Origin of the sequence: Lentzea alba, from assembly GCF_011067745.1 — a bacterium.
Lineage (GTDB): Bacteria > Actinomycetota > Actinomycetes > Mycobacteriales > Pseudonocardiaceae > Lentzea > Lentzea alba.
Genome location: NZ_JAAMPJ010000001.1, coordinates 1,402,407 through 1,426,894, shown reverse-complemented (window position 1 = coordinate 1,426,894; position 24,488 = coordinate 1,402,407). Strand labels below are relative to the sequence as shown.

Sequence of the window (24,488 nt, the reverse complement as noted above, 5' to 3'; positions counted from 1 at the left end):
GCTATCCTGCCGAACCGTACCGCGACTGGGAGAGCAGCGAGCCGAGAATGGCATCAACACCCACCACCAAGTCACAGGTCCAGGCCTACCAATTCGTCCTGCGGCGGATGCAGTCCGCCCTGGTCCGCAGAGACGCCGTGATGCTGCATGACCCCATGCGCAATCACTCGCGCGCGACAACGGTCGGCGTGGTGCTGGGCGTCGTCGGTCTGCTCGGCTTCCTGGTGTACGGCCTCTTCAGCCCGGCACCGAAGCTGGACAACGAGACGCAGATCGCCATCAGCAAGGAGACCGGCCAGGTCTACGTCGTGGACAACTCGCCCCGGCGGTTGATCCCGATGACGAACCTCGCGTCGGCCCGGCTGCTCTGGTACTCGCGCAACAACCCGGACCAGCAGGCCGGCGGCGGTGACGCACCGGGCGGCACCGCGGGCACGCAGCAGGAGGCGGCCGGCGGCAACCCGAAGCTGGTGAGCGAGGCGGCGCTGGCGAGCCTGCCGCGCGGCCGGCTCACCGGTCTCCCGGACGCGCCGGACGTGCTGCCCGGCGAGAAGATCCGCATCGACGCGCAGTGGTCGGTCTGCGACACCCTCCGGCTGGACCGGTTCCGCGAGAACCAGGCCGCGGAGAACCTGATCAAGACCTCCGTGATCGCCGGTGTCAGCGGTGGCAACCCGGAGCTGGGTGACGAGGCGGTGCTGGTGCAGCAGCGCACCGGCGACAAGAAGGCCTTCCTGATCTACAAGAGGCCCCAGCAGCTGAAGGACATCTCGTCGTCGACGGTCCGCGCCGAGGTGGACCTGAAGAACGACAAGGTGATGAACGCCCTGAAGCTGAAGGGCAAGCAGCCGCGCGCGATCAGCTCCGCGCTGCTCAGCGCCATCCCCGAGGTCTCGGCGCTGAAGGCGCCGGTCATCCCCAAGCAGGGCCAGCAGGCGACCTACGTCACCGAGGCGAGGGTCAAGATCGGCGAGGTCGTGACGGTCGAGCGAACCGGCACGCAGGAGTTCATGGTCGCGCTCGAGGACGGCTTCCAGACCGTCGACGAGACCGTCGGCGACCTGCTGCGCTACGCGTACTCGAACGCCCAGAAGGCGATTCCGCTCTCGCCGAACGCGATCGCGGACCACAAGGACCCGAAGGACCCGCTCGACCTCACCTCCTACCCGACGAAGATCCCGACCACGCTCGAGGCGAACGCCAACAACACGGTGCTGTGCCTGGGCTGGAAGGCCGAGAACTACACCGCGGACAACAAGGCCGAGCACGTCTCGGTGACGGTCGGCTCCAAGGTGCCGGGCCCGGCGGAGATGTCCCCGGTCGAGCTGAACGCACCGGGTGCGGGCGGCGAGATCGTCGACGAGTTCATGATGCTGCCCGGCAAGCAGGCGGTCGTGCGGGCCAGCCAGGGCCTCAACGACTACGGCACGGGTCCGGTGCAGATCGTCACCGGCCGAGGGGTCCGCTACGGCGTCCCGGACGCCGGCACCGCGGCGGCACTGGGCCTGCAGGGGAACTTCCCGCCGGCGCCGAACCAGATCCTGAGCCTGTTGCCGATGGGGCCGCAGCTCAACAAGAACGAGGCGAACCGCAGCTACGACTCGATCCCGGCACCTAACGGCAAGATCAAGGATCCGCAGCAGGCAGCGCAGAAGTAGCGGAACCAAGCCGGGTGCATCACCGTCGAATGCACGCAAAGCACTCGGAAGTGTCGTTAGGGGACAGTCGTGGCCGGTCGCATATCCGTTGATCCGCAGTGGTTGGAGCAGTACGCCGACCGGATCGACGGCACGACGGACGATCTGAGGCGGGTTCGGGACGCCATGAAGGTGTCCCCGCTGCGCCCGCAGTCGTTCGGCGAGATCGGCAGAACGGTCGGCACCGCCCAGGCCTACGCACGTGCGGCCGAGCTGCTCAACTCGCAGCTCGCCCGCGCCTGCGACACGCTCGACGCCGCCGCGAAGGGGTTGCACGCCGTGGCGAAGCAGCACGGGCGCGGCGACGAGGACGCGGTGCAGCTGATCAAGAAGGCCGATCGGCGGTAAGGGGGAGCTGTGGCCAAGGACGGCAAGCAGATCGCGGCCGAGGTCGGTCCCGAGCTCGACTACCTCTCGCGGGTGAGTCGCAAGCTCGGAGTCGTGGACCTCGTGCACGACTTCTTCGACCCGCTGGTGGGCGACTGGAACGACCTGCGCGAGGAATCCGAACGCTGGCGCAAGGCCGCGAAGGTGACCGAGGCGGTCAACAAGCACGTGGCGGCACCGCTGGGCGGCGTCGACGCGCGGTGGGAGGGCAAGGACGCCGACGCGTTCCTCGACCACATGCGCAAGGTAGGGCTCGCGGGCGGTGACATGTCCGACGCGATGAACGCGATGGCGGACGCGCTGGAGGAGACCGCGGACGGGGTTCGCGACATCGTGCAGGACATGGCGCACGTGCTCGCCGACGCCGCCGACTCGGTGTCCGGCACCGCGGCGTTGCCCCTGGAAGGCGACCAGCGCGCGATCAAGCACATCGAGGAGCTCAAGGAGCCGGTCCGCGAACTGCACGAGTCCGCGCGGCAGGTGCTGGAGGCGTTCCTCAAGCTGTGCGACGGGGTGTCCGGTGAGGCCGACGGCTTCGACGCCGTGCGGATGGAGCACAAGTACCCCGAGAAGGACTGGACGTACACGGCCCCCGCCAAGCCCGAGACCAAGGCGCCGGAGCAGGCCTTGGCCTCCGTCACGGCCGCCGCCGGTTCGCCCGGTGGTGGCACCGGCGGCGGTGTCGGTGGTGGCGTTGGCGGTGGGGTCGGTGGTGGTGTCGGTGGTGGTGTCGGTTCGGTCGGCGCTCCGGCGGCTGCCGCGACGCAGCAGCCGATGCAGTTCGGGGGCTCCACGGGCGTCGCTGAGCAGCCTCCGCCCCCGGAGAAGGGTGCCGGGGCCGGTCAGGCCGCCGCGGCCGCTGCTGGGCGTTCTGGGGCCCCTGCCGCCGGGATGATGGGCGGCGGGATGATGGGCGGCATGCCGATGGGTGGCGCCGGCGGTCAGCAGGGCGGCGACAAGGAGCACAAGCCGAAGCAGCGGCTCACCGGCTCGATCGACGACCTGCTCGGCAAACCGAAGAAGGCCGCGCCGAAGACGATCGGCGACGACGACTGAAGGTTCGGCTTCAGACAAGACGAAGAACGGCCCCGCTGGAAATTCACCGGCGGGGCCGTTCTCGTCGTGTCTGAAGCTAGACCTGACGGGTCCGCTTCCGGTTGAGCGAGTTGCGCACGAACACCGTCAGCATCAGCAGCGCGCCACCGACGCCGATTCCGCTCAGCGCCACGATGATCGGCGGCCAGTCGAGCCCCGGCGGCGGGGTGACGGACGTCTCCATCTCCTTCGGCTGCGGCGGCTGGAACCCGGCCGACTCGGCGGGCAGCACCGCGGTCAGCGCGGCCACCGGGTTGACCATGCCGAAGCCGATCTTGTTGTCCTTGCCCGACACGTTGCCGGGGTGCAGGGCCGTGGCCTTGAGACGGTCCATCACCTGGCGCGCCTTGAGGTTCGGGAACCGCTCGCGCACCAGCGCCGTGATGCCGGCGACGTACGGCGAGGCGAAGCTCGTGCCCTTGATGTCCGTCGTCTCCTGCGCGAGGACGTTGGCGTTCGTCAGGCCGGTGCCCTTGGGGTCGACGGAGATGATCTCCTCACCCGGTGCGGCGATGCTGACCCACGGGCCCCAGACGCTGAAGTTGGAGACCGCGCCCGAGCGGGCGATGGAACCCACGGACAGCACGTCGTCGGCGAACCACGCCGGCGACGAGATCGAGTTGACGTTGTTCGGGTCCAGGTTGTCGTTCTGCTTGGCGCAGCCGGCCTGCGGGCTGAGGTTGCCGGCGGCCGTGACGATCACCACGTCCTTGACGTCCACCGCGTACCGGATGGCGGCCTGCAGGCTCTGGTCGTCCGCGCTGAAACCCTTGGGGCTGCTGCAGTTCGTCAGCGAGATGTTGATGACCTTGGCGTTCTGGTTCGCCGCGCGGACGATCGCCATCGCCAGGGTGCTGACCTTGCCCGCGGACGCGCGCTTGTCCGGGTTGGTCGCGTCGCCCTTGAACTCGTAGCGGTCGCTGGTCTGGCGGATCGCGAGGATCTCCGCTTCCGGTGCGGCGCCGATGAAGTCGCCCTCGGTCCTGGCCGCCGCGGCGACACCCGCCACCTCGGTGCCGTGGCCGTCGCAGTCGTCGAGACCGTTCGCGTTCTTGCTGTTGTCGACGTACTCGCCACCGGGCTTCACCCGGTTGCCGAAACGCGGATTGCGCGGGTCGACACCGGTGTCGATGATCGCGATCCTGATGTTCTTGCCGGTCGCGAACTTATGCGCCTGGTCGAGGTTCAGGTTGACCTGGCCCCAGGGCTTGTACTCGATGAGTTCGCTCTTGGTGTCCGACTCGACGCACCCCTTGGAGGTGCGCTCGTACTTGACGTCCGGCTGTCCCTTGTCGACCGGCGGCGGCGTGCCGGGCGGCAGGTCCGGCGGGACCGAGTTCGGCTTCGCGGCCGCCGGGGTCGACGACGGCTGAGCGGAGGCCTGCGGAAGCGCCCCCGTCAGCAGCAGCAGTCCGGCGGTCGCGGCCGCCGTGGTGCGCCTGATGCCGGACCTCATAGCGAGATCAGGCCCCGGAACACCGAGTACATCTCCATCACGGCGAGCGCCAGCGGCACCACCGACGCGATGAGGATCGCCTCGATGATGTCGACGGTGCGGCGCAGCGGCGGCGAGAACTTCTGGCCGGGGAAGATCACCCCGAGCACGAGTGCCGCGGCTCCGAGGATCAGCAGCGTGCCGAACACGAACGCGATGCGGCTGAACGACGACGCCGAGATCAGCCAGCCCAGCAGGATGCCCGCGCTGGCGAACATGCCGGTCGACAGCAACGCCACGGCCTGCGCGCCGTTCGCGTACGCACGACCGCGCATCATCAGCACGATCGCGACGACGACGCCGTAGATCGGGCCCCAGACCGTGCCGGAGCCCGCGGCGACGATGGCCGCCAGCGCCGCGATGGCGCCGGTGCCGATGATCATGCCGGTGAGGTACTGGTGCGCCACGGCGGTGCGGCGCTCGATCACCGCGTACTCCGGGAAGCCGCTGTCCTCCTTGAGGTCCTCGGCGTTCGTCGGCACGACGGGCGGCGGGATCTTGGCCAGCTGCAGCGTGAGCCGGGGCAGCATGGACAGCGCGGCGAGCGCGACCGCGCCGGTCGCGGCTGCCACGCCGGCCAGCGGGTGGTCGACGAACGTCGCGACGAGGAACGCGAGCGCCACCAGGGTGCCGCCGGTCGCCGCGGCGATGAACACCGTGATGCCCTGCCCGATCAGCAGGATGCCGCCCCACGCGAAGATCATCAGCAGGGCCGAGGCCAGCAGCATCTTCGGGTTGAACCCGACACCGGGCACCGCGTGGAAGCCCGCGACGAACGCCATCGGCAGCGAACCGCACGCGGCGATCAGCACACCGGTCGACGCCGCTTCGTACGCCCGCGAGATGGTCGCGCCCGCGGCCAGTGCGGCGATCGCGGCGACACCACCGGCGATGGCGGCGGCGAGTCCGCTGCCGGAACCGTCCTGCGTCACCGGGCCGGACAGGAACAGCGCCACCGCGGCGGCGATCAGCGCGAGCGCGCCGGCGAGGTGACCGAACCGCTGCGCGGTCTCCTTGGTCCACGGCCGGAACGAGTCGGGGTCGGACTCGGCGATCGCGTCGACGACGTCGTCGTACAACGGCGGCGGCGGATTCTCGTTGCGGCGCCGCAACTGCAGCAGCTCGCCGTCGACGACGCCGAGTGATGCCAGCGTGCGCGCGGGGTCGAGCGGGCTGTCGCCGAGCTTCGCGAGGCACCAGCCGCCGTGCCGGACACCACCGTCCGGAGTGGCCTCTCTGGCCATGTCCAGCAGCATCGGCAGGAGATCGGCCACCGCCACGTCGGCAGGCAGCGCGACGTCGATACGCGTTCGAGGTGCCACCACCGTGACACGGCTGAACACCGTCGTACCGGTCGCCACCAGGGCCCCCTAAGTCAGATCAGCACTTACAAATCAACGGCCCGACCCTATTGGTCCACTCGGACGCTCGCCGGGCGGCCCTAGTATGGCCGCACCGACCGTCTTTGCACGTGTGGTTCGCAGAACACGTTCGACTGGGTTTTTTCCAGACCCACCTTCGTGGCGCGCGCAGATGCGCAATAGTGTCGGTTGCTACTGGTGGCGTAACGAGAGTCGAAGAGGTGCCTGTCAGTTGAGCACGCTGCAGTTCAAGCGAACGGCACGCCTTGCTGCTCCCCGGCCTCCGGGCGGTGAGGTCCACCTCGAACCGCCACCCGAGGTCCCCCGGATCATCCCCGGCAACATCATGATGAAGGCGATGCCCGTCGTCATGATCATCGCGTCCGTGGGCATGATGGGCATGATGTTCGTGTACTCGAACAGGCAGCCCGCGGCGATGATCATGCCGGGCATGATGATGATCTCGACCATCGGCATGATGGCGGGCGGCATGGGCACCGGCAAGGGCCAGAAGAACGCCGAGATGAACGAGGACCGCAAGGACTACCTGCGGTACCTCGGCCAGATGCGGGACCGCGCCCGCGAGGCCGCCGACGAGCAGCGCGCCGAGCGCGAGTGGGTCCACCCGGACCCGCAGATGCTGTGGTCGCTCGCCACCACGCGCCGCATGTGGGAACGCCGCCAGAACGATCCCGACTTCTGCCACCTGCGCGCCGGACGGGGCTCGCAGCGCCTCGCCACCCGCCTGGTGCCGCCGCAGACCGGCCCGGTCGAGGAGCTCGAACCGATCGCGACGCTGGCGCTGCGCCGGTTCGTGCGCGCCCACTCGCTCGTGCCCGATCTGCCGATCTCCATCGCACTGCGCGGTTTCGCCGCGGTCGGCCTGCTCGGTGACATCGAGGACCGCCGTGACCTCGCGCGCGCCCTGCTCGCCCAGCTCGTCACCTTCCACGCCCCGGACGACCTGCTGATCGCGGTCGTCAGCGCGGGCCGCACGAAGCAGCTGTGGGAGTGGGTGAAGTGGCTGCCGCACGCGCAGCACCCCACCGACATCGACGGCATCGGCCAGCGCCGCATGATGGCGAACTCGCTCGCCGAGATCGAGGCGATGCTGGACGAGAACCTGCGCGACCGGCAGCGGTTCACCCGCAACGCCCCGCCGCCGCCCGACCAGCCGCACATCGTGATCGTCATCGACGACGGCGACATCAGCCGCGAAGAGATGATCATCCTCGAGGAGGGTCTGGTCGGCGTCACGCTGCTGGACCTCAACGAGTGCCTCGGCAACCTCACGGCCCGGCGCGGTCTGCGCCTGGTCGTCGAGAACAACCAGCTCGGTGCCCGTTCCGCGAGCGGTGTCGAGTGGTTCGGCGCGCCGGACCGGCTGTCCATCGTGGAGGCCGAGGCGCTCGCCCGCAGGCTCTCGCCGTACCGCATGGGCGCGGCCGGTGAAGCCGGTGGCGACAGCGGCGAGGACCCGTTGGCGATGAGCAACAACCCGCCGATCCTCGAGTTCATGGGCATTCCCGGCGACCCGATCACGTTCGACGTGCAGCAGGCCTGGCGCCCGCGGCCCAAGCGCGACCGCTACCGGATCCCGTTCGGCATCGGTGAGCACGGCCAGCAGGTCGAGCTCGACATCAAGGAAGCGGCCGAGGACGGCATGGGCCCGCACGGCCTGTGCATCGGCGCGACCGGTTCCGGTAAGTCGGAGTTCCTCCGGACCCTGGTGCTGGGCCTGCTGGCCTCGCACTCGTCGACGGCGCTCAACATGATCCTCGTCGACTTCAAGGGTGGTGCGACGTTCCTCGGTCTGGACAAGGCACCGCACGTCGCCGCGACGATCACCAACCTGGCCGGCGACCTCACCCTGGTCGACCGCATGAAGGACGCCATCGCCGGTGAGGTGTCGCGTCGCCAGGAGGTCCTGGCGAAGGGCAACTACAAGAACGTCTGGGACTACGAGAAGGCCCGCGAGAACGGCGCCCAGCTCGACCCGCTGCCCGCGCTGTTCATCTGCATCGACGAGTTCTCCGAGATGCTGACGGCGAAGCCGGACTTCATCGACATCTTCCTCCAGATCGGTCGTGTCGGCCGGTCGCTGCAGATGCACATGCTCCTCGCGTCGCAGCGACTCGAGGAGGGCAAGCTGCGCGGTCTGGACACGTTCCTCTCGTACCGGATCGGCCTGAAGACGTTCAACGCGGCCGAGTCGCGCGCGGCGATCGGTGTGCCGGACGCCTACGAGCTGCCGCCGATCCCCGGCTCGGGTTACCTGAGCGTGCAGGGCATGCCGCTGACCAGGTTCAAGGCGCTCTACGTCTCTGGCACCTACCGGCCGTCGGGCATGCAGTCCGCCGGTGAGTCGGTGGCGGTCCGCAGCGACAAGCGCCCGCGGTTCTTCGTGCCGGACTTCATCGAGATCCCGAAGGAGCCGGAACGGCCCGTCGAGCCGGTCAAGGCCGCGGAGCCGAAGAAGGAAGAGGGCAACGAGCCGACCCAGCTCGAGCTGATCGTCGACCGCCTCGTCGGCCAGGGCCCGCCCGCGCACGAGGTGTGGCTGCCGCCGCTGAACGAGCCGCCGACGATGGACACGATCCTGCCGCCGCTCGACGTGACGCCGGACCGCGGACTCACCTCGCCCGGTTACGGGGCGAACGGCGTGCTGCAGATCCCGGTCGGTGTGGTCGACAAGCCGTTCGAGCAGCGCCGCGACCTGCTGTGGGCGGACTTCTCCGGTGCCGCCGGCCACGGCGCGGTCGTCGGTGGTCCGCAGTCGGGCAAGTCGACCCTGCTCAGGACGATCATCGCGTCGATGTCGCTGACGCACACGCCGCAGGAGGCGCAGTTCTACTGCATCGACCTCGGTGGTGGCACGCTCGCGTCGATGGAGGACATGCCGCACGTCGGTGGGTTCGCCGGTCGTCTCGACGTCGACAAGGTCCGCCGCATGGTGGCCGAGTTGCAGACCCTGATCACCGAACGCGAGCTCCGCTGGCGCGACCAGCGGATCGACTCGATGGTCGAGTTCCGCAACCGCAAGCGCCGCGGTGAGATCAACGACGACGCCTTCGGCGACGCGTTCCTGATCGTGGACGGCTGGATGAACTTCCGCCAGGAGTTCGAGATGGTCGAGCCGCAGGTCCAGGCGCTGGCGGCGCAGGGTCTGTCCTACGGCGTGCACGTGATCGTCGCCGCCAACCGGTGGGCGGAGATCCGGCCCGCCATGAAGGACCTCCTCGGCACCCGCTTCGAGCTGCGCCTCGGTGACCCGAGCGAGTCCGAGATCGACCGCAAGGTCGCGATCAACGTGCCGCCCGGTCGTCCCGGCCGCGGTCTGACCGGTGACAAGCTGCACTTCCTCACCGGCCTGCCGCGCATCGACACCTCGCAGGACCCGACCACGATCTCGGCGGGTGTCCAGGACCTCAGCGCCAAGCTCACCCAGGCGTGGCAGGGCCCGCGGGCCCCGCAGGTCCGGATGCTGCCCGACCTGCTCGACCACGCGCAGTTCATGGCGCACGTCCAGCAGATCAACCCCAACCGCGGCCACCTGGTCCCGGTCGGTGTCAACGAGGACGAGCTCGCGCCGGTCTACCTGGACTTCGACGCGGACCCGCACTTCGTCGCGCTGGCCGACGGCGAGTCGGGCAAGACGAACATCCTGCGCACGATCGTCCGCGGCATCATGCAGAGCTACACCTCGTCCGAGGCGTTGATCCTGCTCGCGGACTACCGCCGCACGATGCTCGGTTTCATCGACACCGACCACCTGCTCACCTACGCGGTGTCGGGCACCCAGTTCACGCAGAACGTCCAGGAGGTGCGCGCCTCGCTCGCCAAGCGCATGCCCGGCCCGGACGTCACGCAGGAACAGCTCAAGAACCGCTCCTGGTGGACGGGTCCCGAGGTGTTCGTCGTCGTCGACGACTACGACCTGGTCGCTCCACAGGGTGGCGCGAACCCGATGCAGCCGCTGGCCGAGTTCATCCCGCAGGCGAAGGACGTCGGTCTGCACGTGGTCGTCGTCCGCCGCATGGGTGGCGCGTCCCGCGCGATGTACGACCCGATCATCGGCAAGCTGAAGGAGATCGCGGCGCCGATCTTCGTCGGTTCCGGTTCGAAGGAGGAGGGCAACATCGTCGGCAACCTGAAGCCGTCGCCGCAGCCTCCCGGCCGGGGCACGCTGGTGACCCGCAAGTTCGGTCAGCAGCGCATGCAGTTCGCCTGGATTCCGCCGGAATAACAACCGGTATCTCTGCCCACGCGGGGAGCTTTCGTGCACTTCTGGTGCACGAAAGCTCCCCGCGTTCGTTTCGGCGCAAATTGAAAAGGCCCGCAGCCGAAGCCGCGGGCCCATTCAGGTAGCAGGGGTTCTACCTGCTTCCCCCCATTCGCCGGTCCCGGTCCGGTGTGGCCAAGAGGGAGGCGACCGCACCGGCCGGGTGTTCTTCGGAGGTTCCCCCAGGTGTTGCCTGCCTCCGTCGAACCGGCTGAGCAAGACTCTGCCGCACGCCCCTCACGCGCCGCTCACGTATCGATGACACTCGCTGCCGCAGGACGACAGAACGGGTTGCCGAACGAAGAAAAAAGGGCCCGCGGCCGAAGCCGCGGACCCCGGGAACCGAACAGCAGGGGACTGCCCGGTTCCGATTTCCCCCAGACCGGATTCCGCCGGCCGACCCACTGGGGGGAGCCGGCCTGGTGAAACCCAGCGGTGCAGACTCTGCCGGACGCCGCTCACGCGCCGCTCACGCATCGATGACGCGCGCTGTCGGCAACGAAAAATGGGCCCGCGGCCGAAGCCGCGGGCCCTGCACCGGACAACAGGGGATTGTCCGGTCCCCCCATCACCGGATTCCCTCCGGGCCGACCCACTGGGGAGGGGCGGCCCGGCTGGAGGTCGACGATCGTGACACCCCCCAAATCTCGTTGTCACTCTCGTCGTCCGGCTGAACACCACTCTGCCCGGCGGCACTCACACTTCGGTCACACAGGCCGAGCGGCTGGTGAAAGTGCCCGGGAACTGGCGAGCGGTGCTGGTGGCCCCCCAGGAATCTTTGCCACCAGCACCGCTGAGGAGAACTCTGCCCTGTCCCGCTCACACCTTGCTCACACCGCGATCACACACCGTCTAAGCTGCCCGTGACCTGGAGGGACGTGTGCGAGCCGAGTTCCGCGTGCTGGGGCCGTTGGAGGTGCTTCTCGACGGCGAGCCGGTGGCTGTCCCGGCCGGCCGATGCCACGTGCTGCTGGCGACGTTGCTGTTGCGCCCCAACCAGTTCGTGTCTGCCGACGAGCTGATCGAGCGCATCTGGGCCGGAGCGCCGTCAAAAGCCGATCGCGCCCGCAAGACGTTGCAGATGGTGGTGGCACGGCTGAGATCCGCGCTGGGGACGGCGGACTGCGTGCGGACGCGGCCCGGCGGCTACCTGGCCGTCGTCGACCCGGACCAGCTGGATCTGCTGCGGTTCCGGGCCCTGGTCGGCTCGGGTGACTTCGGTGCGGCGTCGGCGTTGTGGCGCGGGCCGGTGCTCGCCAACGTCACGTCGGACGCACTGCACTGCGACGACGTGCCGAGGCTCGCCGAAGAACGTCTCAACGCGTTGGAGCTCCGCATCGAGGCCGACCTCGACCGCGGCCTCGGTCGCGAGATCGTCGTCGAGCTGCGGTCGCTGGTCGCCGACCACCCGTTGCGCGAGTCGTTCTGGCGGCACTTGATGCTCGCCCTGTACCGCGCGGGGCAGCAGGCCGAGGCACTCGCCGCCTACCGGCAGGTGCGGGCGAAGCTCGCCGACGAGCTCGGCGTCGATCCCGGCCTGCCGCTGCAGGAGCTGCACGAACGGATTCTGCGCGCGGACGTGCCCGCCGGCGGACGGCAGGTCCCGCGTCAGCTGCCGTCCGCGGTGCTGAACTTCGTCGGCCGCGACGAGGAACTCCGGTTGCTGGCCAAGACGACCGGGGTCACGGTCGTGCACGGTGTCGGTGGCGTCGGCAAGACAGCGCTGGTGCTGCGGTGGGCCCGCGAGGTGCGCGACGAATTCCCCGATGGTGATCTCTACGTGAACCTGCGCGGGTTCGATCCCGAGGCGCAACCGGTCGATCCGGCGGCGGTGGCAGAGATGCTGCTGATCGGGCTGGGTGTCGAGGAGACCCCGCCCGGTGCCGAGGCGCGGTTCGCGTTGCTGCGCACGACGCTGGTCGACCGGCGGTTGCTGCTGGTGCTGGACAACGCCGCCTCGGCGCGCCAGGTGCTTCCCCTGTTGCCCGGTGCGGCCGGGGTGCGGGTGGTGATCACCAGCCGCAACCAGCTCCGCGCCCTGGTTTCACAGCACGACGCGAAGGCGATCAGCCTGCGGCAGCTGGACTTCGGGGCCGCGCGGTCGTTGCTAGTCGCGGTGCTGGGCGAATCGCGAATCGACACCGAACCGGAGTCCGCGCGCGAGATCGCCGAGAGGTGTGCCGGGCTACCGTTGGCGTTGCGGGTTTTCGCCGAACGGGTGTTGCGATTCCCGGACACGTCGTTGCGGCAGTTCGTCGACGAGCTCGGGGCCACCCGGCTCGATGCGTTGAGCGACTTCGAGGACGTCGACGTGCGTTCGGTGTTCTCGTGGTCCTACCGGGCCTTGGACGCCGAGTCGGCCCGCATGTTCCGATTGCTGTCGATTCACCCTGGACCTGACTTCGATGTGAGCGCCGCGGCTGCGCTTGCGAGTGTGTCGGTCGCCCAAGCCCGCCGGCTGGTGGAGCGGCTGGTCGCCGATCATCTCGTGCAGTCGCGGACACCGGGCCGCTACGACCTGCACGACCTGTTGCGCGCCTATGCGGCCGAGCTGTGCGGAGACGACGAGGCTGCGGCGTTCCGTTTGACCGAGTGGTACGTCCACACTCTGGAAAACGCCACGAACTTTCAGACCACCATGGTGCTGATACAAGCCGGTGAGGTGACTTCCGGTGTGGTGCCGCAGGAGTTTTCCTCATGGTTCGACACCCTCGTGTGGCGTCGTCAGGAGTGGGCCAACCTGAAGGCGGTCATGTTCGCGGCGCTCGCCAGAGGCTGGCACCGACACGCTCAGTTGTTCCCACTGCACCTGTTCAAGTACATCGTCATGGGACCTGCGCGCCGAGCGGAGGCTGTCGAGATGTTCGAAGCCGTGGCGACGTTCGGCTCACCCCGCGAGCAGGGGATCCTGAAGCTCAAGTTGGCGTCGGTGTACGAGGACGTCCGCCGCCATGACGACGCGCTGCGCGCTTTCGAAGAAGCGATGCCGCTTGTGCGCGAGGCAGGTGAGCGGTACACCGAGGCGGCCGGCCTGATCAACATGTCCAGCCTCTACCGGAAGCTCGACCGGGTGGACGAGGCGATCGCCTGCCTTCAGCGAGGCCTCACCATCGCGGCCGAGATCGAATCCGTGTATCTGGAGTGCGCCGCCCAGACCAACCTGGTTTCGGTACTCCACGCAACCGGTCGCGCTGCCGAGGCGCTTCCGCACGTGGCTCGCTCTGAGGCACTGGCGCCGCAGCACGGCGACGAGTACCTCAAGCTCCGCGTGCGCAGCAACCGAGCCGCCGTGCTGATCAGCCTCGGGCAGCACGCCGAGGCGCTGCCCGAACTCGAGACGTTGGCCGGCGTGTGGAGACAGTTCGGCGACACCCCCACCGAAGCCTTTGTGCTTGGTCAACTGGGCATTGCTCTGAAGCGTCTGAATCGGCGAGAAGAGGCCGCCGTCGCGTGGGAACGCAGTGTGCGTCTTTGGCGTGAGCTGGACGACGCACGAGCCGACGAGGTCATCAGCTGGATGACCGAGTAGGAGGCCTGGGCGGGCGCCGGACGCGTGGTCGACCTCGTCCAGGGGCGCGACCTTGGCCATCCGTGTCGTCCGAGCGTGCCGCATCGGGTAAGCATGTGCGCGAAAGAGGGGAAGGTGCATGAGCCTGCACGTCGCGGTCGACTTCGGCACGTCGAGCACCTGCGTCGCCGTTTCGGTCAACGGCCGGGAGCCGCAGGTCGTCGTGTTCGACGGCCAGCCGCTGGTGCCGTCCGCCGTGTTCGCCGCCGCCGACGGGACGTTGTTCGTCGGTCAGGAGGCCGAACGCCAGGCCGCGGTCGACCCTGCCCGCTACGAGCCGCACCCGAAGCGCCGCGTCGACGAGGGTGAGTTGCTGCTCGGCAGCACTGTGTTGCCCGTTGTGGACGTTGTTCGCGCTGTGCTGACACGGGCTATTGGTGAAGCACGGCGCGTTGGTGGTGGTGTGCCGGTTGATCTCCTCGTGCTGACTCACCCCGCGGACTGGGGCACGGTTCGCACCCGCGTGCTGCTTCAGGCCGGGCGTGGGCTCGGCCGTGAGCTGGTCCTGGTGCCGGAACCCGTCGCGGCCGCGGTTTTCCACTCCGCCAGCCACTCCATTCCGGACGGTGCCGCGCTCGCCGTGCTCGACCTCGGTGGCGGCACCGTCGACGCGAGTGTGGTGATGCGCACGGGCAAGAGTTTCCGGGTGCTGTCCGCCAAGGGGGATCCGAACTTCGGCGGCGCTGACGTCGACCAGGCGTTGCTGGAACACGTCGGCGGGCTGGTCGCGGCCAAGGATCCGGAGGCGTGGCGGCAGCTCGTCGAGGGCCGCGAGATGGCCGACCGGCGCAAGCGGCGGGTGCTGCGGCAGGACGTCCGGGGGGCCAAGGAGACGCTGTCCCGGCACGCCTACACCGACGTGCCGATGCCGCCGCCGTTTCCTGACGCGCACGTGACCCGGTCGGACCTGGAGCAGTTGATCACCGCGCCGCTCAGCCGGGCGGCCGCGCTGGCCGGTGCCGCGGTCCGGGACGCGGGTCTCGCTCCCCAGCAGCTGGCCGGTGTGTTCCTGGTCGGCGGGTCGAGCCGGATCCCGCTCGTCGCGCGGTTGGTGCACGAACACACCCGAGTGGTGCCGATCAGCATCGACCAGCCGGAGACCGTCGTCGCCCGTGGCGCGCTGCGGGCGGTCAGCCTCGACCCGGAACGGACGGGCGGGGTCGCTCCGCAGGGATCGCTTCAGGCGCCTCCGTCGGGCGGGCCGGGTGACGTCACCCACAACCTCCGGGTGTCCGACGACACCACCCGCAAGATCACCCGCCGGATCACGCCGCCGCCCGTCGCCCAGTTCCCGTCGGCGTTCCCCGCCGCCGCGCAGCCGAGGAAGAAGAGCAAAGCGCCGCTGTTCGTCACGATCGGCGTGGTGGTCTTGCTGGCCGCGGCCGGTGTCGGTGGTTACTTTTGGCTGACCTCGAAGAAAACGCAGGAGCAGCAGAATCCGCCCGTCAATCGGATTGCCGTCTACGACTACGGCTTCACCTTGCCGGACGGGTGGGAGCAGACGGGCGGCCTGGCCAGTGATCGGCAAGTGCTTTTGCAACCGGCCGACCGCGCGAATTCCAATGGCAAACAGCCGGACGCGCGTATTGCTGTGCAGGAGCAAACTCTCACGTACGACAGTGGTCAGGACCGAGTTCGCGCGGTGACGGAACTGCGACAGACCTATCAAGGTCGTAAAGACAAAGGTGATGAGGTCGCCGACTTCGCCGACAGCACCACATTCGCGGGGAAGTCCGTTGTTCACTATCGCGAAGTGGTCGAGACGACCGAGGTCGACTGGTACATCCAGTTCGTGGGCAGGGTCCAGGTGAGCGTGGGCTGCCAGGCGACCTCGGCCACGAAGGACCGCGTCCGCACCGCCTGCGAGCAGATCGTCAGCTCGCTGGACATCAAGCCGAAGTAGCAACGTCAGGGGAGTCCCGCATGTCCGCCACCGAGGTCCTCGCCCGGTTCCGCGCCGAGGTCGGCGCCGCCGTCACCCGTGCCCGTCGCGCCTCGGGTGAGATCGGAGAACGCAACGCTCAGCTGCGGGAACGCACCCGTGACCTGGCCAGGCAGGCTCGTGAGCGCAGGGTCGAACCCGGAGCTCAGGCCACCTCCGCGGACGTGCGCGAGGCCGCCACGGGGTTCCGCACCGACCGCGGTCTGCCGGTCGAGCAGGTGCCGGACGCGGCTGAACTGACCGCCCCGCAGCCGCCCGCGCCCGTTGAGGCGCAGCCGGTGGCCACGCTCGGTTCCGCCGCCGTCGCCGGTCCGAGTGGTCAGCTTCCCCGTGTGAGTGACGATGACGAGGACTTTTCGCAGTCGCGAATCCTCTACTGACATCCGGTTTCACTCGGAACCGTTTACTAGCGCAACTACTTCCAACGAAGTCGCGACAGGGTGGAACCGTCGTGGCAAGGTCTCCGTCGGAAGAGGCGTACGAACCAAGAAGTGCGACCTGAAGTTCTCTGAAGGGGGAATCTCCCAATGGCTGGTTACACCGCGACTGCCGAGGAACTCTCCGCGTTGGCGAAGCACATCATCGACGTGGACAACGACACCCAGGGCACCCTGCGCAACGTCCGTAGCACCGTTGACGGCCTGCGCTCCGCCTGGCGTGGTGGCGCAGCCGAGGCCTTCAACCGCCTGATGGACCGCTTCGACGAAGACGCTCGCCGCCTCCAGGAGGCCCTGCGCGGCATCGCCGAGCAGATGGACGAGACCTCGGTTACCTACGTGAAGCAGGAAGAGGAAGCCACTCAGCTCTCCAGCGGCATCGAAGGTCGCCTCGGCGGCTGATTCTGTTCGAGTTGTTCCAGCTTTCACTTTCGTACTACCTACACAGACTTTAGGGGAGATTTAAAATGAGTGGTGGCGAAGTCAAGGTCAGCTTCGGCGAGCTCGCGAGCGCGGCCGGCTCCATCAGCAGCTCGGCGCAGCAGGTCCAGCAGCAGCTCGAGGACCTCAAGCAGCAGGTCGTGAAGGTCATGGGCAGCTACGAGGGCGCGGCCGCCGCGGCCTACCAGCAGAAGCAGAACCAGTGGGACACCAGCGCCGCTGACCTCCAGTCGGTTCTCTCGGCCATCGGTATCGCGGTCCGCGACGCCGGTGAGGCGTACCAGGCCGCTGAGAACGCGAACACGAACCGCTGGTAAGACCACCGCGGTGGTGCAAGACCCTCGCGAGCCCCGGAACCACGTGGTCCGGGGCTCGCGTATGTCCGGAGGTAGGAGCCTTGGAGAGGGGCCGTTTTGGTCCCCGCCCCACCCATCCGGTATCTTCTTACGTTGTTGTGCGGTAGCTGGCGCCTGTGTGTGCCGCGCCTGTCTCGGAACCACCGCTTGGTTCGTCCAAGATCGGTCTGGGGCAACCGCCGCCAGTGACCCCAGACGCTAGTGACGACGAGGTAGATCCGTGCGCACGTACAGCCCGAAGCCCGGTGAGGTGACCCGCACCTGGCACGTGATCGACGCCCAGGACGTGGTGCTCGGCCGGCTCGCCACCCAGGCCGCGACGCTGCTGCGCGGCAAGCACAAGCCGACCTACGCCCCTCACGTTGACACCGGTGACTTCGTGGTCATCATCAACGCTGACAAGGTCGCCCTGACCGGCGCGAAGCGGGACCAGGCGTTCCAGTACCGCCACTCCGGCTTCCCCGGTGGTCTGCGCAAGCAGTCCTTCGGCGAGGTTCTGGACACCCGCCCGGACCGCCTGGTGGAGAAGGCGATCAAGGGCATGCTGCCGAAGAACCGCCTCGGCCGCCAGATCGCGAACAAGCTCAAGGTCTACAGCGGACCGAACCACCCGCACGCGGCGCAGCAGCCGCAGGCCTTCGAGATCAAGAAGATCGCCCAGTGAGCGACGAGTACACCGAGGAAGTTCCTGTGACCACCCCTGAGAACGAGACCCCTGAGGTCGAGGCCCCCGCGGTCGAGGCTGAGGTTGTCGAGGCCGAGGTCGTCGAGGCTGCTCCCGAGGCCGAGGCCGACCAGGCCGAGGTCGTCGAGGAAGAAGCCTCCGCACCGGTGGTCGTCGCTCCCTCGCTGAACGGCGCCGCGCACCTCGCGCAGACCGTCGGCCGCCGCAAGGAGGCCGTCGTCCGCGTCCGCCTCGTGCCCGGCACCGGCAAGTTCACGCTGAACGGCAAGACGCTCGAGGCGTACTTCCCGAACAAGGTGCACCAGCAGCTCATCCGTGAGCCGCTCGTCACCACGGAGAAGCCCGAGACCTTCGACGTGATCGCCAACCTGCGTGGCGGCGGCATCACCGGCCAGGCCGGTGCGCTGCGTCTCGCCATCGCGCGTGCGCTGATCGCCGTCGACTCCGAGGACCGCCCGGTGCTGAAGAAGGCCGGCTTCCTCACCCGTGACCCGAGGGTCAAGGAGCGCAAGAAGTACGGTCTGAAGAAGGCCCGCAAGGCGCCTCAGTACTCCAAGCGCTGATCTAGTTTCACAGCTGTACCTGCGGGAGCAGCAGTTCACTCCGAACTGCTGCTCCCGCAGTGTTTTTCGAGCTCTTGGTTCTCCCGGGTCTTTCCCCGCCGCCTCGCAGTGTCCCCTTCGGAGGTTTCATGGCCCGCCTGTTCGGCACCGACGGTGTGCGTGGTCTCGCCAACGCCGATCTCACACCTGAGCTCGCGATGTCCGTCGCCGCCGCCGCGGCGCGGGTGCTCGCCGAGCACGACCGCTCCCACCGCCCCGTCGCCGTCGTCGGCCGCGACCCGCGGGCGAGCAGCGAGATGCTCGACGCCGCCGTCACCGCCGGCCTCACCTCGGCCGGTGCGGACGTGCTGCGCGTCGGAGCACTGCCCACGCCCGCCGTCGCGCACCTGGTGGCCGCGCTCGGTGCCGACATCGGCGTGATGATCTCCGCGTCGCACAACGCGATGCCGGACAACGGGATCAAGCTCTTCGCCGCGGGCGGGCACAAGCTGCCCGACGACGTCGAGGACGAGATCGAGCAGCACATGGGCACGGGCTTCGACCGCCCGACCGGTGCCGCCATCGGCCGGGTGCGTGACGTTCCCGACGCCGAGACCCAGTACGTCGAGCACCTGCTGAAGGTGACCCCGCACCGCCTGGACGGCCTCAAGGTCGTGGTGGACTGCGCGAACGGTGCCGCGTCGGTGGCCGCACCGGACGCCTACCGCCGCGCCGGGGCCGAGGTGATCGCGATCAACGCGAACCCGGACGGTCTCAACATCAACGACGGCTGCGGCTCGACGCACATCGATGTCGTCGCCGCCGCGGTCCGCGAGCACGGCGCCGACCTCGGCATCGCGCACGACGGTGACGCCGACCGCTGCCTCGCCGTGGACGCCCAGGGCAATCCCGTCGACGGTGACCAGATCCTCGCGGTCCTCGCGCTCGCCATGCGCGACGCGGGCGAGCTGTACGAGGACACGCTCGTCGCCACGGTGATGAGCAACCTCGGCCTGCACATCGCCATGCGGGAAGCCAAGATCCAGCTGCGCACCACCGCCGTCGGCGACCGGTACGTGCTGCAGGACCTCAAGGCCGGCGGCTACTCGCTCGGCGGCGAACAGTCCGGCCACGTCGTGCTGCCCGCGCACGCCACCACCGGCGACGGCCTGCTCACCGCGTTGCGGCTGATGGCCCGCATGGCCGAGACCGGCAAGTCGCTCGCCGACCTCGCCGCGGTGATGCGCCGACTGCCGCAGGTCCTGATCAACGTGAAGGTCTCCGACAAGGCCGCGGTCGCCAAGGCCTCCTCGGTCAGCGAGGCCGTCGCCGCCGTCGAGGCCGAGCTGGGCGACACCGGCCGCGTGCTGCTGCGCCCGTCCGGCACCGAGCAGCTCGTGCGGGTGATGGTCGAGGCCACCAGTCACGAACAGGCGGAGTCGGCCGCGCAGCGTCTCGCGGGTGTGGTTTCCTCAGTGCACTGAGGATCTCGGAGGACTCGTGGCGATCTGGTTGACGCTGGCCGTTCTGCTGGTGCTGGTGGTCGGCGGGGTGATCCTGGTGGTCGTGCTGACCACCAGGAAAAAGCCCGCCCAGCAGCCGTATCCCCCACAGCAGGGATACCCGCAGCAGGGGCAGCAGCCCTACCCGCCGCAGCAGCCCTACCCGCCTCAGCAAGGCCCGCCTCCCGGCCGCTACCCGCACCAGGGCCCCTTCCCCGGCCAGCAACCTCCTGGTCAGCAGCCACCGCCACCCAATCAGTGGTGATCGTCGGCGTACGCCGGCGAATGGCTGTTTACTAAGGCAACCGACATCACGGAGCTCAGGTCAGCATGTGATCTGAGCTGGCACTGTATGGCGGAACCCCGCTGAGCCGAACTGCGTCAGATCGGGGACAAGGGGAGGCAGGAGCACATGTCTGGCTATCAGGCGAACGCCGGCGAAATGATGTCGTCCGCGACCACCATCCAGGGCATCGCGACCGAGATCGAGAACTACAAGGCCAAGATCAGCGCGAGTGCCGTGACCGAGAAGGACTTCGGTCGCGAGCACACCGCCGGTGGTGCCAAGTACAAGGCCGGCCTGCCGAAGATAGCCGAGGCGATCGGTGCCTACTCGGCGGCGATGAAGGGTCTCTCGGACAAGCTGCGCGAGTCGGCCAACGGCTACGCGTGGCAAGAAGAGGCCAACGCCGCCAAGATGAACAAGCAGGGAAGGTAGTCGCGGATGCCCAGCTGGGAAGAAGTCAAGAAGCTCTGCGACAACCCCGAAGTCCCACCGGACCAGAAGAAGGCCCTGCTCGAGGCGTACTACGCCACCGAGGCCCACGACAACCCGGCGGGCACGTTCAACGACGAGCTCGAGACCTACCTGGACAACTACGACGTCTCCTGGGGAGACGGCCAGTGGCAGGCGTTCAAGAACACGATGCCTTGGGCGGACAGCTCGGAGGATCGGCTCAACAAGGCCTACGACGAAGCGAAGAAGTCGGGCGACGCCGGTCAGAAGAAGATCGACGACCACAACAACGCCAAGAAGTCCGGCCAGAACACGCTGGACCAGTCCGAGCAGCGTGCGGCTGACGGCGGTGCGGGCGTCGGCAACTCCAACTACCTGCTCGACGCGGGCATGCCCGGCCTCAAGTACTTCGAGAACTTCCTCCCGGTCTACCAGGAGGCGAAGTCGGTCATCGGTGTCGGCGCGAACGTCAACACCGACTACAACAACGTCAAGAAGCTCTACGAAGAGCAGCGCGACATCGACTTCCACAAGATCGACCAGGACATCGTCGAGATGCGGCAGGTCTCCACGGATCTGCGCACTCAGCAGGCGGACTCCGAGAAGTCGATGTCGAAGCTGTGGTCGAGCTGGGACGGCAACGCCGCGGACAACTCGCGCACCTACGTCGCCGACTTCTCCAAGAAGGGCGCCGCGGTCGCGGACGGCATCAACCACATCGCCGACGCGACGCGGGCGGCGTGCCACACGGTCTCGCAGCTGGTGAACGACAAGGCGAACGCCGTCCTGAACGGTGTGGGCAGCCCGTTCGACATCGCCGGCAAGACGCCGCCGCAGATCCGTGAGGTCGTGCAGGCCGCGGACAGCGAGGACGAGGGCGTGCTCAGGCGCGCGGCCGGTCACGTCGGCATCCAGATCGACGACGAGGCGTGCGACGACGACGTGTGGAAGGGCGAGGTCCGCAAGGGCTGCCGCGAGTGGCTGCAGACCACGTTCCACAAGGACGTCAGCGAGAAGTACAAGAACTTCGAGGAACTCTGCAAGAACACCAAGAAGGCGGTCGACGACGCGTGGAACGCGCTCGGCGCCGAGATGGACAAGATCAACACCAAGCCGTTCGAGCCCGCCAAGGAGGAGAAGCCGGCCGAGAAGCCCGGTGACAAGGGCGGCAGTGACAACGGTGGCGGTGGCGGCGGCACCCCGCCCGGTGGCGGAGGCGGCGGCGGTGGTGGCACCCCGCCCGGCGGCGGTGGCGGGGGCGGCGGCACGCCGGACATCCCGAAGCCGGAGAACCCGCTCGACAAGAACGGCGACGGCAAGCCGGACGTGCCCGGTGACACCGACGGCGACGGCAAGGTCGACGACCTCGACGGCGACGGCAAGCCGGACAACCAGCCCAAGCCCGAGGAGAAGCTCGAGTCCGTCACGGTCAAGGCCGGCGACAACACGATCAAGGTCACCGAGCCCGACTCCAACGGGCACGTGAAGATGACGATCGACACGCCCAAGGGCGAGCCGAAGACCTACGACCTGGACTTCAGCAAGAACCCCGAGGCCGCCAAGGCGCTGATGGGCCAGAACGGCACGCAGGCCATCACGGCCATGGCCAACCAGCTCACCGGCACGGGCGCCCCGGCCACGGGTGCCCAGACCCCCGGCGCCCCCGCCGTCGGCAACACGCCGACGACCGGCGGCGGTGTCCCCGGTGGCGCGGGCATGGGCGCACCCGGCTCGGAGTCGAACCCGATCCCCGTCGAGGTCGGCGCGGACGGCAAGATCCACATCGAGCAGGACGGCGTCAACTTCACCGCCGAGGTCAACGCCGACACCGGCGAGATCAACCTGACGGCGGACAACGGCGACGGCACGCCCGACCAGATCGGCGTGAGCTTCGGCGAGGACGAGAACCCCGCCGCCGGCAACGGCTCCGGCACGGACAAGGCGGGTGCCGGTGGCATGACCGGCGATCTGCGCCTCGACGAGCCGCTGACCCTGCCGGAGCAGGACTTCCCGCGGCCGGTCGAGGGCGACTTCCAGACGATGCCCGCGCCCGCCCAGGGCGAGTTCCAGGCGATGCCCGCGCCGGCTCAGGGTGAGTTCCAGACCATGCCCGCCCAGGGTGAGCCGGTCTGGAGCGCGCCCGGTGAGGCGACCCCGACCGTGGCCGAGCGCTTCCAGGAGTCGGTGGGCCGCAGCTACGTCGAGGACAACGGCATCATGCCGAACGTCGGCGAGCCGCGGATCCCCGGCGACAGCCCGCAGTTCGCTCACGCCACGGCCTCGGACACCACCGCGACGTCCGGTGTCTCGTTCACCGGTGGCGGTTCCAGCGGCAGCGAGTCCGTGCTCGGCGGTTCGGCGCCGGCGGACAGCGCCTGGAGCACCCCGTCCCAGGGCAGCGGCGACAACGGCGGTTCGTTCACGAACGCCTCCGAGGCCGGTCAGGCAGGCTCGGCGAACCTGCCGTCCATGCAGGACGCCCACGGCCAGCCGACCTCCGGCCCCGCGTCCGGCGGCATGATGGGCGGCGGCGGGATGATGGGCGGTGGCGGCATGATGGGTGGCGCCGGTGCCGGTGGTCAGCAGGGCGGCGACACCGAGCGCGGCGCGAGCCAGTGGCGCACCACCGGTTCGCTGTTCGACGACGACAACAACAACCCGCTCAGCGGCGTCCAGGGCGTGCTCAGCGGTGACGAAGGCAACCGGGGTGGTAGCTGGTGAGCGATCTCGACCTCGCCGCTTTCAAGGCGAAGCTCTCGGGCATCGCGTCGGAGCACTCGGCGAAGATGGCCGACGTCCGGCAGAAGTTCGACGAGTCGACCAAGGCGACGCAGGAGAGCCACGACAAGTTCGCCGACCGCAAGCAGCGGCTCACCGAGCGGCTCCGCGAGATGAACCGCAAGCAGCGCGGCGAGGTCAAGGACCGCAACAAGGAGCTCTCGTTCGGGCTGGAGGACGAGACCGCCGGTCCGCACGACGACCTCGCCGAGGAGCTCGCGCAGATCGAGAAGGAACGGCAGGCGCGCGAGCTGCGCGCCCAGTCGGAAGGCTTCCTGCGCGGGCCGAACGCGGCTCCTCAGCAGCCGGTGCGTCAGCCTCCGGTGGTCCAGCAGCCGGTGGCTCCTCCACCGCCGCCGGTCCGCCAGCCTCCGCCGCCGCCACGGCGGCCGCAGCGCCCGGTCGTCGACGATGACGACGACCTCAGCAACCAGAGCTGGTTGTCCTGAACGACGAACGCCCCTGGGTCCGACGACCTGGGGGCGTTCTCGTTGGTCAGCGCGGCGGGCCGTAGCCGGGCGGCGGAGGGCCCTGCGGTGGACCTTGCGGCGGGCCGTAGCCAGGGGGCGGCTGCTGGCCGTAGCCGGGTGGCGGACCCTGCGGCGGGAACGGCGGCTGGCCGCCCTGCGGATGGCCGATCTGCGGCTGGCCGATCTGCGGCTGGGCGGCGGGTTTCAACGCGTTCGTCACCGGCGGCAGGATCGCCACGAGCCCGACGACGAGCGTGAGCCCGGCCGCGACGTACGTGTCGCTGGTGCCGCTCCAGCCGAGCTGGTTGTAGTAGAAGAAGTGGCAACCGGCGGCGAGAATGCCCAGCAGGACCGCACCGGCCACGAGGAACGCGCCGGGCGTCTTGCGCAGGACGATCAGCAACGCGCCGAAGATCAGCACCACCGCCGCGAGCAGTTTGAGCACCATGTCGGCGATGCTCAGCGGCGCGAGCAGGTCGGCGTTGCCCCCGGTCTTCGCCAGCAGAGCCGCGACGACCTCCGGTTCCGACTGGTGCGGACGTTTGATGATGATCCGCATGACGCCGAGGATCGCCCAGTACACGGCGACCCCGAACGCACCCACCGCGACGACGATCGCCATCGCGAAACTGTCGCCCTTCGGCGGAGGTGGTGGCGGACCCCACTGCTGCTGCGGCTGTTGCTGCTGCCAGCCCTGATTCGGCATCACGCCCA

At 68.8% G+C, this 24,488-nt stretch carries 19 protein-coding genes; 16 read left to right on the top strand and 3 right to left on the bottom strand.

Annotated features, from left to right (window positions below; genetic code table 11):
* The first annotated feature begins 47 nt into the window (after window positions 1-47).
* The 3 genes from eccB to G7043_RS06800 all read left to right on the top strand — a co-directional run bounded on the left by eccB (window position 48) and on the right by G7043_RS06800 (window position 3,140).
* Complete coding sequence (gene eccB, locus G7043_RS06810) at window positions 48-1,658, top strand: type VII secretion protein EccB (protein ID WP_166044644.1); 1,611 nt, start codon at window positions 48-50, stop codon at window positions 1,656-1,658.
* 69 nt (window positions 1,659-1,727) lie between these two features.
* Window positions 1,728-2,045: a type VII secretion target gene (locus G7043_RS06805; protein WP_166044643.1), complete on the top strand. Its 318-nt coding sequence runs from the start codon at window positions 1,728-1,730 to the stop codon at window positions 2,043-2,045.
* Between the two features lie 9 nt (window positions 2,046-2,054).
* A complete protein-coding gene (locus tag G7043_RS06800) occupies window positions 2,055-3,140 on the top strand; it encodes a WXG100 family type VII secretion target (protein WP_166044642.1) in 1,086 nt (361 codons plus the stop codon).
* 76 nt (window positions 3,141-3,216) lie between these two features.
* On the opposite strand, the gene mycP is transcribed toward G7043_RS06800, so the two are convergent.
* Together mycP and eccD are read right to left on the bottom strand one after the other, a co-directional pair.
* Window positions 3,217-4,635, bottom strand: a complete 1,419-nt coding sequence (gene mycP, locus G7043_RS06795; RefSeq protein ID WP_166044641.1) for a type VII secretion-associated serine protease mycosin — start codon at window positions 4,633-4,635, stop codon at window positions 3,217-3,219.
* The gene (gene eccD, locus G7043_RS06790; protein ID WP_166044640.1) at window positions 4,632-6,035 is read right to left on the bottom strand and encodes a type VII secretion integral membrane protein EccD; all 1,404 of its coding nucleotides are present in this window, start codon (window positions 6,033-6,035) and stop codon (window positions 4,632-4,634) included. Before eccD ends, mycP begins: the two co-directional genes overlap by 4 nt.
* A 232-nt stretch (window positions 6,036-6,267) precedes the next feature.
* Here eccD and eccCa point away from each other — a divergent pair, with 232 nt between their 5' ends.
* The 13 genes from eccCa (at window position 6,268) to G7043_RS06725 (ending at window position 23,753) form a co-directional block, all read left to right on the top strand.
* The gene (eccCa, locus tag G7043_RS06785) at window positions 6,268-10,281 is read left to right on the top strand and encodes a type VII secretion protein EccCa (RefSeq protein ID WP_166044639.1); all 4,014 of its coding nucleotides are present in this window, start codon (window positions 6,268-6,270) and stop codon (window positions 10,279-10,281) included.
* Window positions 10,282-11,197: 916 nt separating this feature from the next.
* A complete protein-coding gene (locus G7043_RS06780) occupies window positions 11,198-13,846 on the top strand; it encodes an AfsR/SARP family transcriptional regulator (protein WP_166044638.1) in 2,649 nt (882 codons plus the stop codon).
* Window positions 13,847-13,964: 118 nt separating this feature from the next.
* Window positions 13,965-15,788 carry a type VII secretion-associated protein gene (locus G7043_RS06775; RefSeq protein ID WP_166044637.1) on the top strand — a complete coding sequence of 608 codons (1,824 nt, stop codon included), beginning with the start codon at window positions 13,965-13,967 and terminating at the stop codon, window positions 15,786-15,788.
* A gap of 20 nt (window positions 15,789-15,808) precedes the next feature.
* Complete coding sequence (locus tag G7043_RS06770) at window positions 15,809-16,207, top strand: hypothetical protein (protein WP_166044636.1); 399 nt, start codon at window positions 15,809-15,811, stop codon at window positions 16,205-16,207.
* Window positions 16,208-16,354: 147 nt separating this feature from the next.
* Window positions 16,355-16,666, top strand: a complete 312-nt coding sequence (locus G7043_RS06765; RefSeq protein WP_166044635.1) for a WXG100 family type VII secretion target — start codon at window positions 16,355-16,357, stop codon at window positions 16,664-16,666.
* Between the two features lie 65 nt (window positions 16,667-16,731).
* On the top strand, window positions 16,732-17,022 hold the full coding sequence (locus G7043_RS06760) for a WXG100 family type VII secretion target (RefSeq protein ID WP_166044634.1): 291 nt from the start codon (window positions 16,732-16,734) through the stop codon (window positions 17,020-17,022).
* A gap of 259 nt (window positions 17,023-17,281) precedes the next feature.
* On the top strand, window positions 17,282-17,725 hold the full coding sequence (rplM, locus tag G7043_RS06755) for a 50S ribosomal protein L13 (protein WP_166044633.1): 444 nt from the start codon (window positions 17,282-17,284) through the stop codon (window positions 17,723-17,725).
* Between the two features lie 26 nt (window positions 17,726-17,751).
* Window positions 17,752-18,309 carry a 30S ribosomal protein S9 gene (rpsI, locus tag G7043_RS06750; RefSeq protein ID WP_166044632.1) on the top strand — a complete coding sequence of 186 codons (558 nt, stop codon included), beginning with the start codon at window positions 17,752-17,754 and terminating at the stop codon, window positions 18,307-18,309.
* Window positions 18,310-18,437: 128 nt separating this feature from the next.
* Window positions 18,438-19,772, top strand: a complete 1,335-nt coding sequence (gene glmM, locus G7043_RS06745; protein ID WP_166044631.1) for a phosphoglucosamine mutase — start codon at window positions 18,438-18,440, stop codon at window positions 19,770-19,772.
* Window positions 19,773-19,788: 16 nt separating this feature from the next.
* Window positions 19,789-20,055, top strand: a complete 267-nt coding sequence (locus G7043_RS06740) for a hypothetical protein (protein ID WP_207310582.1) — start codon at window positions 19,789-19,791, stop codon at window positions 20,053-20,055.
* Between the two features lie 147 nt (window positions 20,056-20,202).
* Window positions 20,203-20,508 carry a type VII secretion target gene (locus G7043_RS06735; protein WP_086663910.1) on the top strand — a complete coding sequence of 102 codons (306 nt, stop codon included), beginning with the start codon at window positions 20,203-20,205 and terminating at the stop codon, window positions 20,506-20,508.
* 6 nt (window positions 20,509-20,514) lie between these two features.
* On the top strand, window positions 20,515-23,247 hold the full coding sequence (locus G7043_RS47520) for a WXG100 family type VII secretion target (RefSeq protein ID WP_207310892.1): 2,733 nt from the start codon (window positions 20,515-20,517) through the stop codon (window positions 23,245-23,247).
* The gene (locus G7043_RS06725; protein WP_166044629.1) at window positions 23,244-23,753 is read left to right on the top strand and encodes a hypothetical protein; all 510 of its coding nucleotides are present in this window, start codon (window positions 23,244-23,246) and stop codon (window positions 23,751-23,753) included. Before G7043_RS47520 ends, G7043_RS06725 begins: the two co-directional genes overlap by 4 nt.
* Before the next feature lie 46 nt (window positions 23,754-23,799).
* Here the strand turns inward: G7043_RS06725 and G7043_RS06720 are convergent, their stop codons facing one another.
* On the bottom strand, window positions 23,800-24,483 hold the full coding sequence (locus tag G7043_RS06720; RefSeq protein WP_166042684.1) for a hypothetical protein: 684 nt from the start codon (window positions 24,481-24,483) through the stop codon (window positions 23,800-23,802).
* Window positions 24,484-24,488 lie beyond the last annotated feature (5 nt).

Coding starts and splice junctions, on each gene's coding strand:
- eccB (WP_166044644.1), top strand. CDS start 48: ATGGCATCAACACCCACCACCAAGTCACAGGTCCAGGCCTACCAATTC.
- mycP (WP_166044641.1), bottom strand. CDS start 4,635: ATGAGGTCCGGCATCAGGCGCACCACGGCGGCCGCGACCGCCGGACTG.
- G7043_RS06775 (WP_166044637.1), top strand. CDS start 13,965: ATGAGCCTGCACGTCGCGGTCGACTTCGGCACGTCGAGCACCTGCGTC.
- G7043_RS06770 (WP_166044636.1), top strand. CDS start 15,809: ATGTCCGCCACCGAGGTCCTCGCCCGGTTCCGCGCCGAGGTCGGCGCC.
- G7043_RS06765 (WP_166044635.1), top strand. CDS start 16,355: ATGGCTGGTTACACCGCGACTGCCGAGGAACTCTCCGCGTTGGCGAAG.
- G7043_RS06760 (WP_166044634.1), top strand. CDS start 16,732: ATGAGTGGTGGCGAAGTCAAGGTCAGCTTCGGCGAGCTCGCGAGCGCG.
- glmM (WP_166044631.1), top strand. CDS start 18,438: ATGGCCCGCCTGTTCGGCACCGACGGTGTGCGTGGTCTCGCCAACGCC.
- G7043_RS06735 (WP_086663910.1), top strand. CDS start 20,203: ATGTCTGGCTATCAGGCGAACGCCGGCGAAATGATGTCGTCCGCGACC.
- G7043_RS47520 (WP_207310892.1), top strand. CDS start 20,515: ATGCCCAGCTGGGAAGAAGTCAAGAAGCTCTGCGACAACCCCGAAGTC.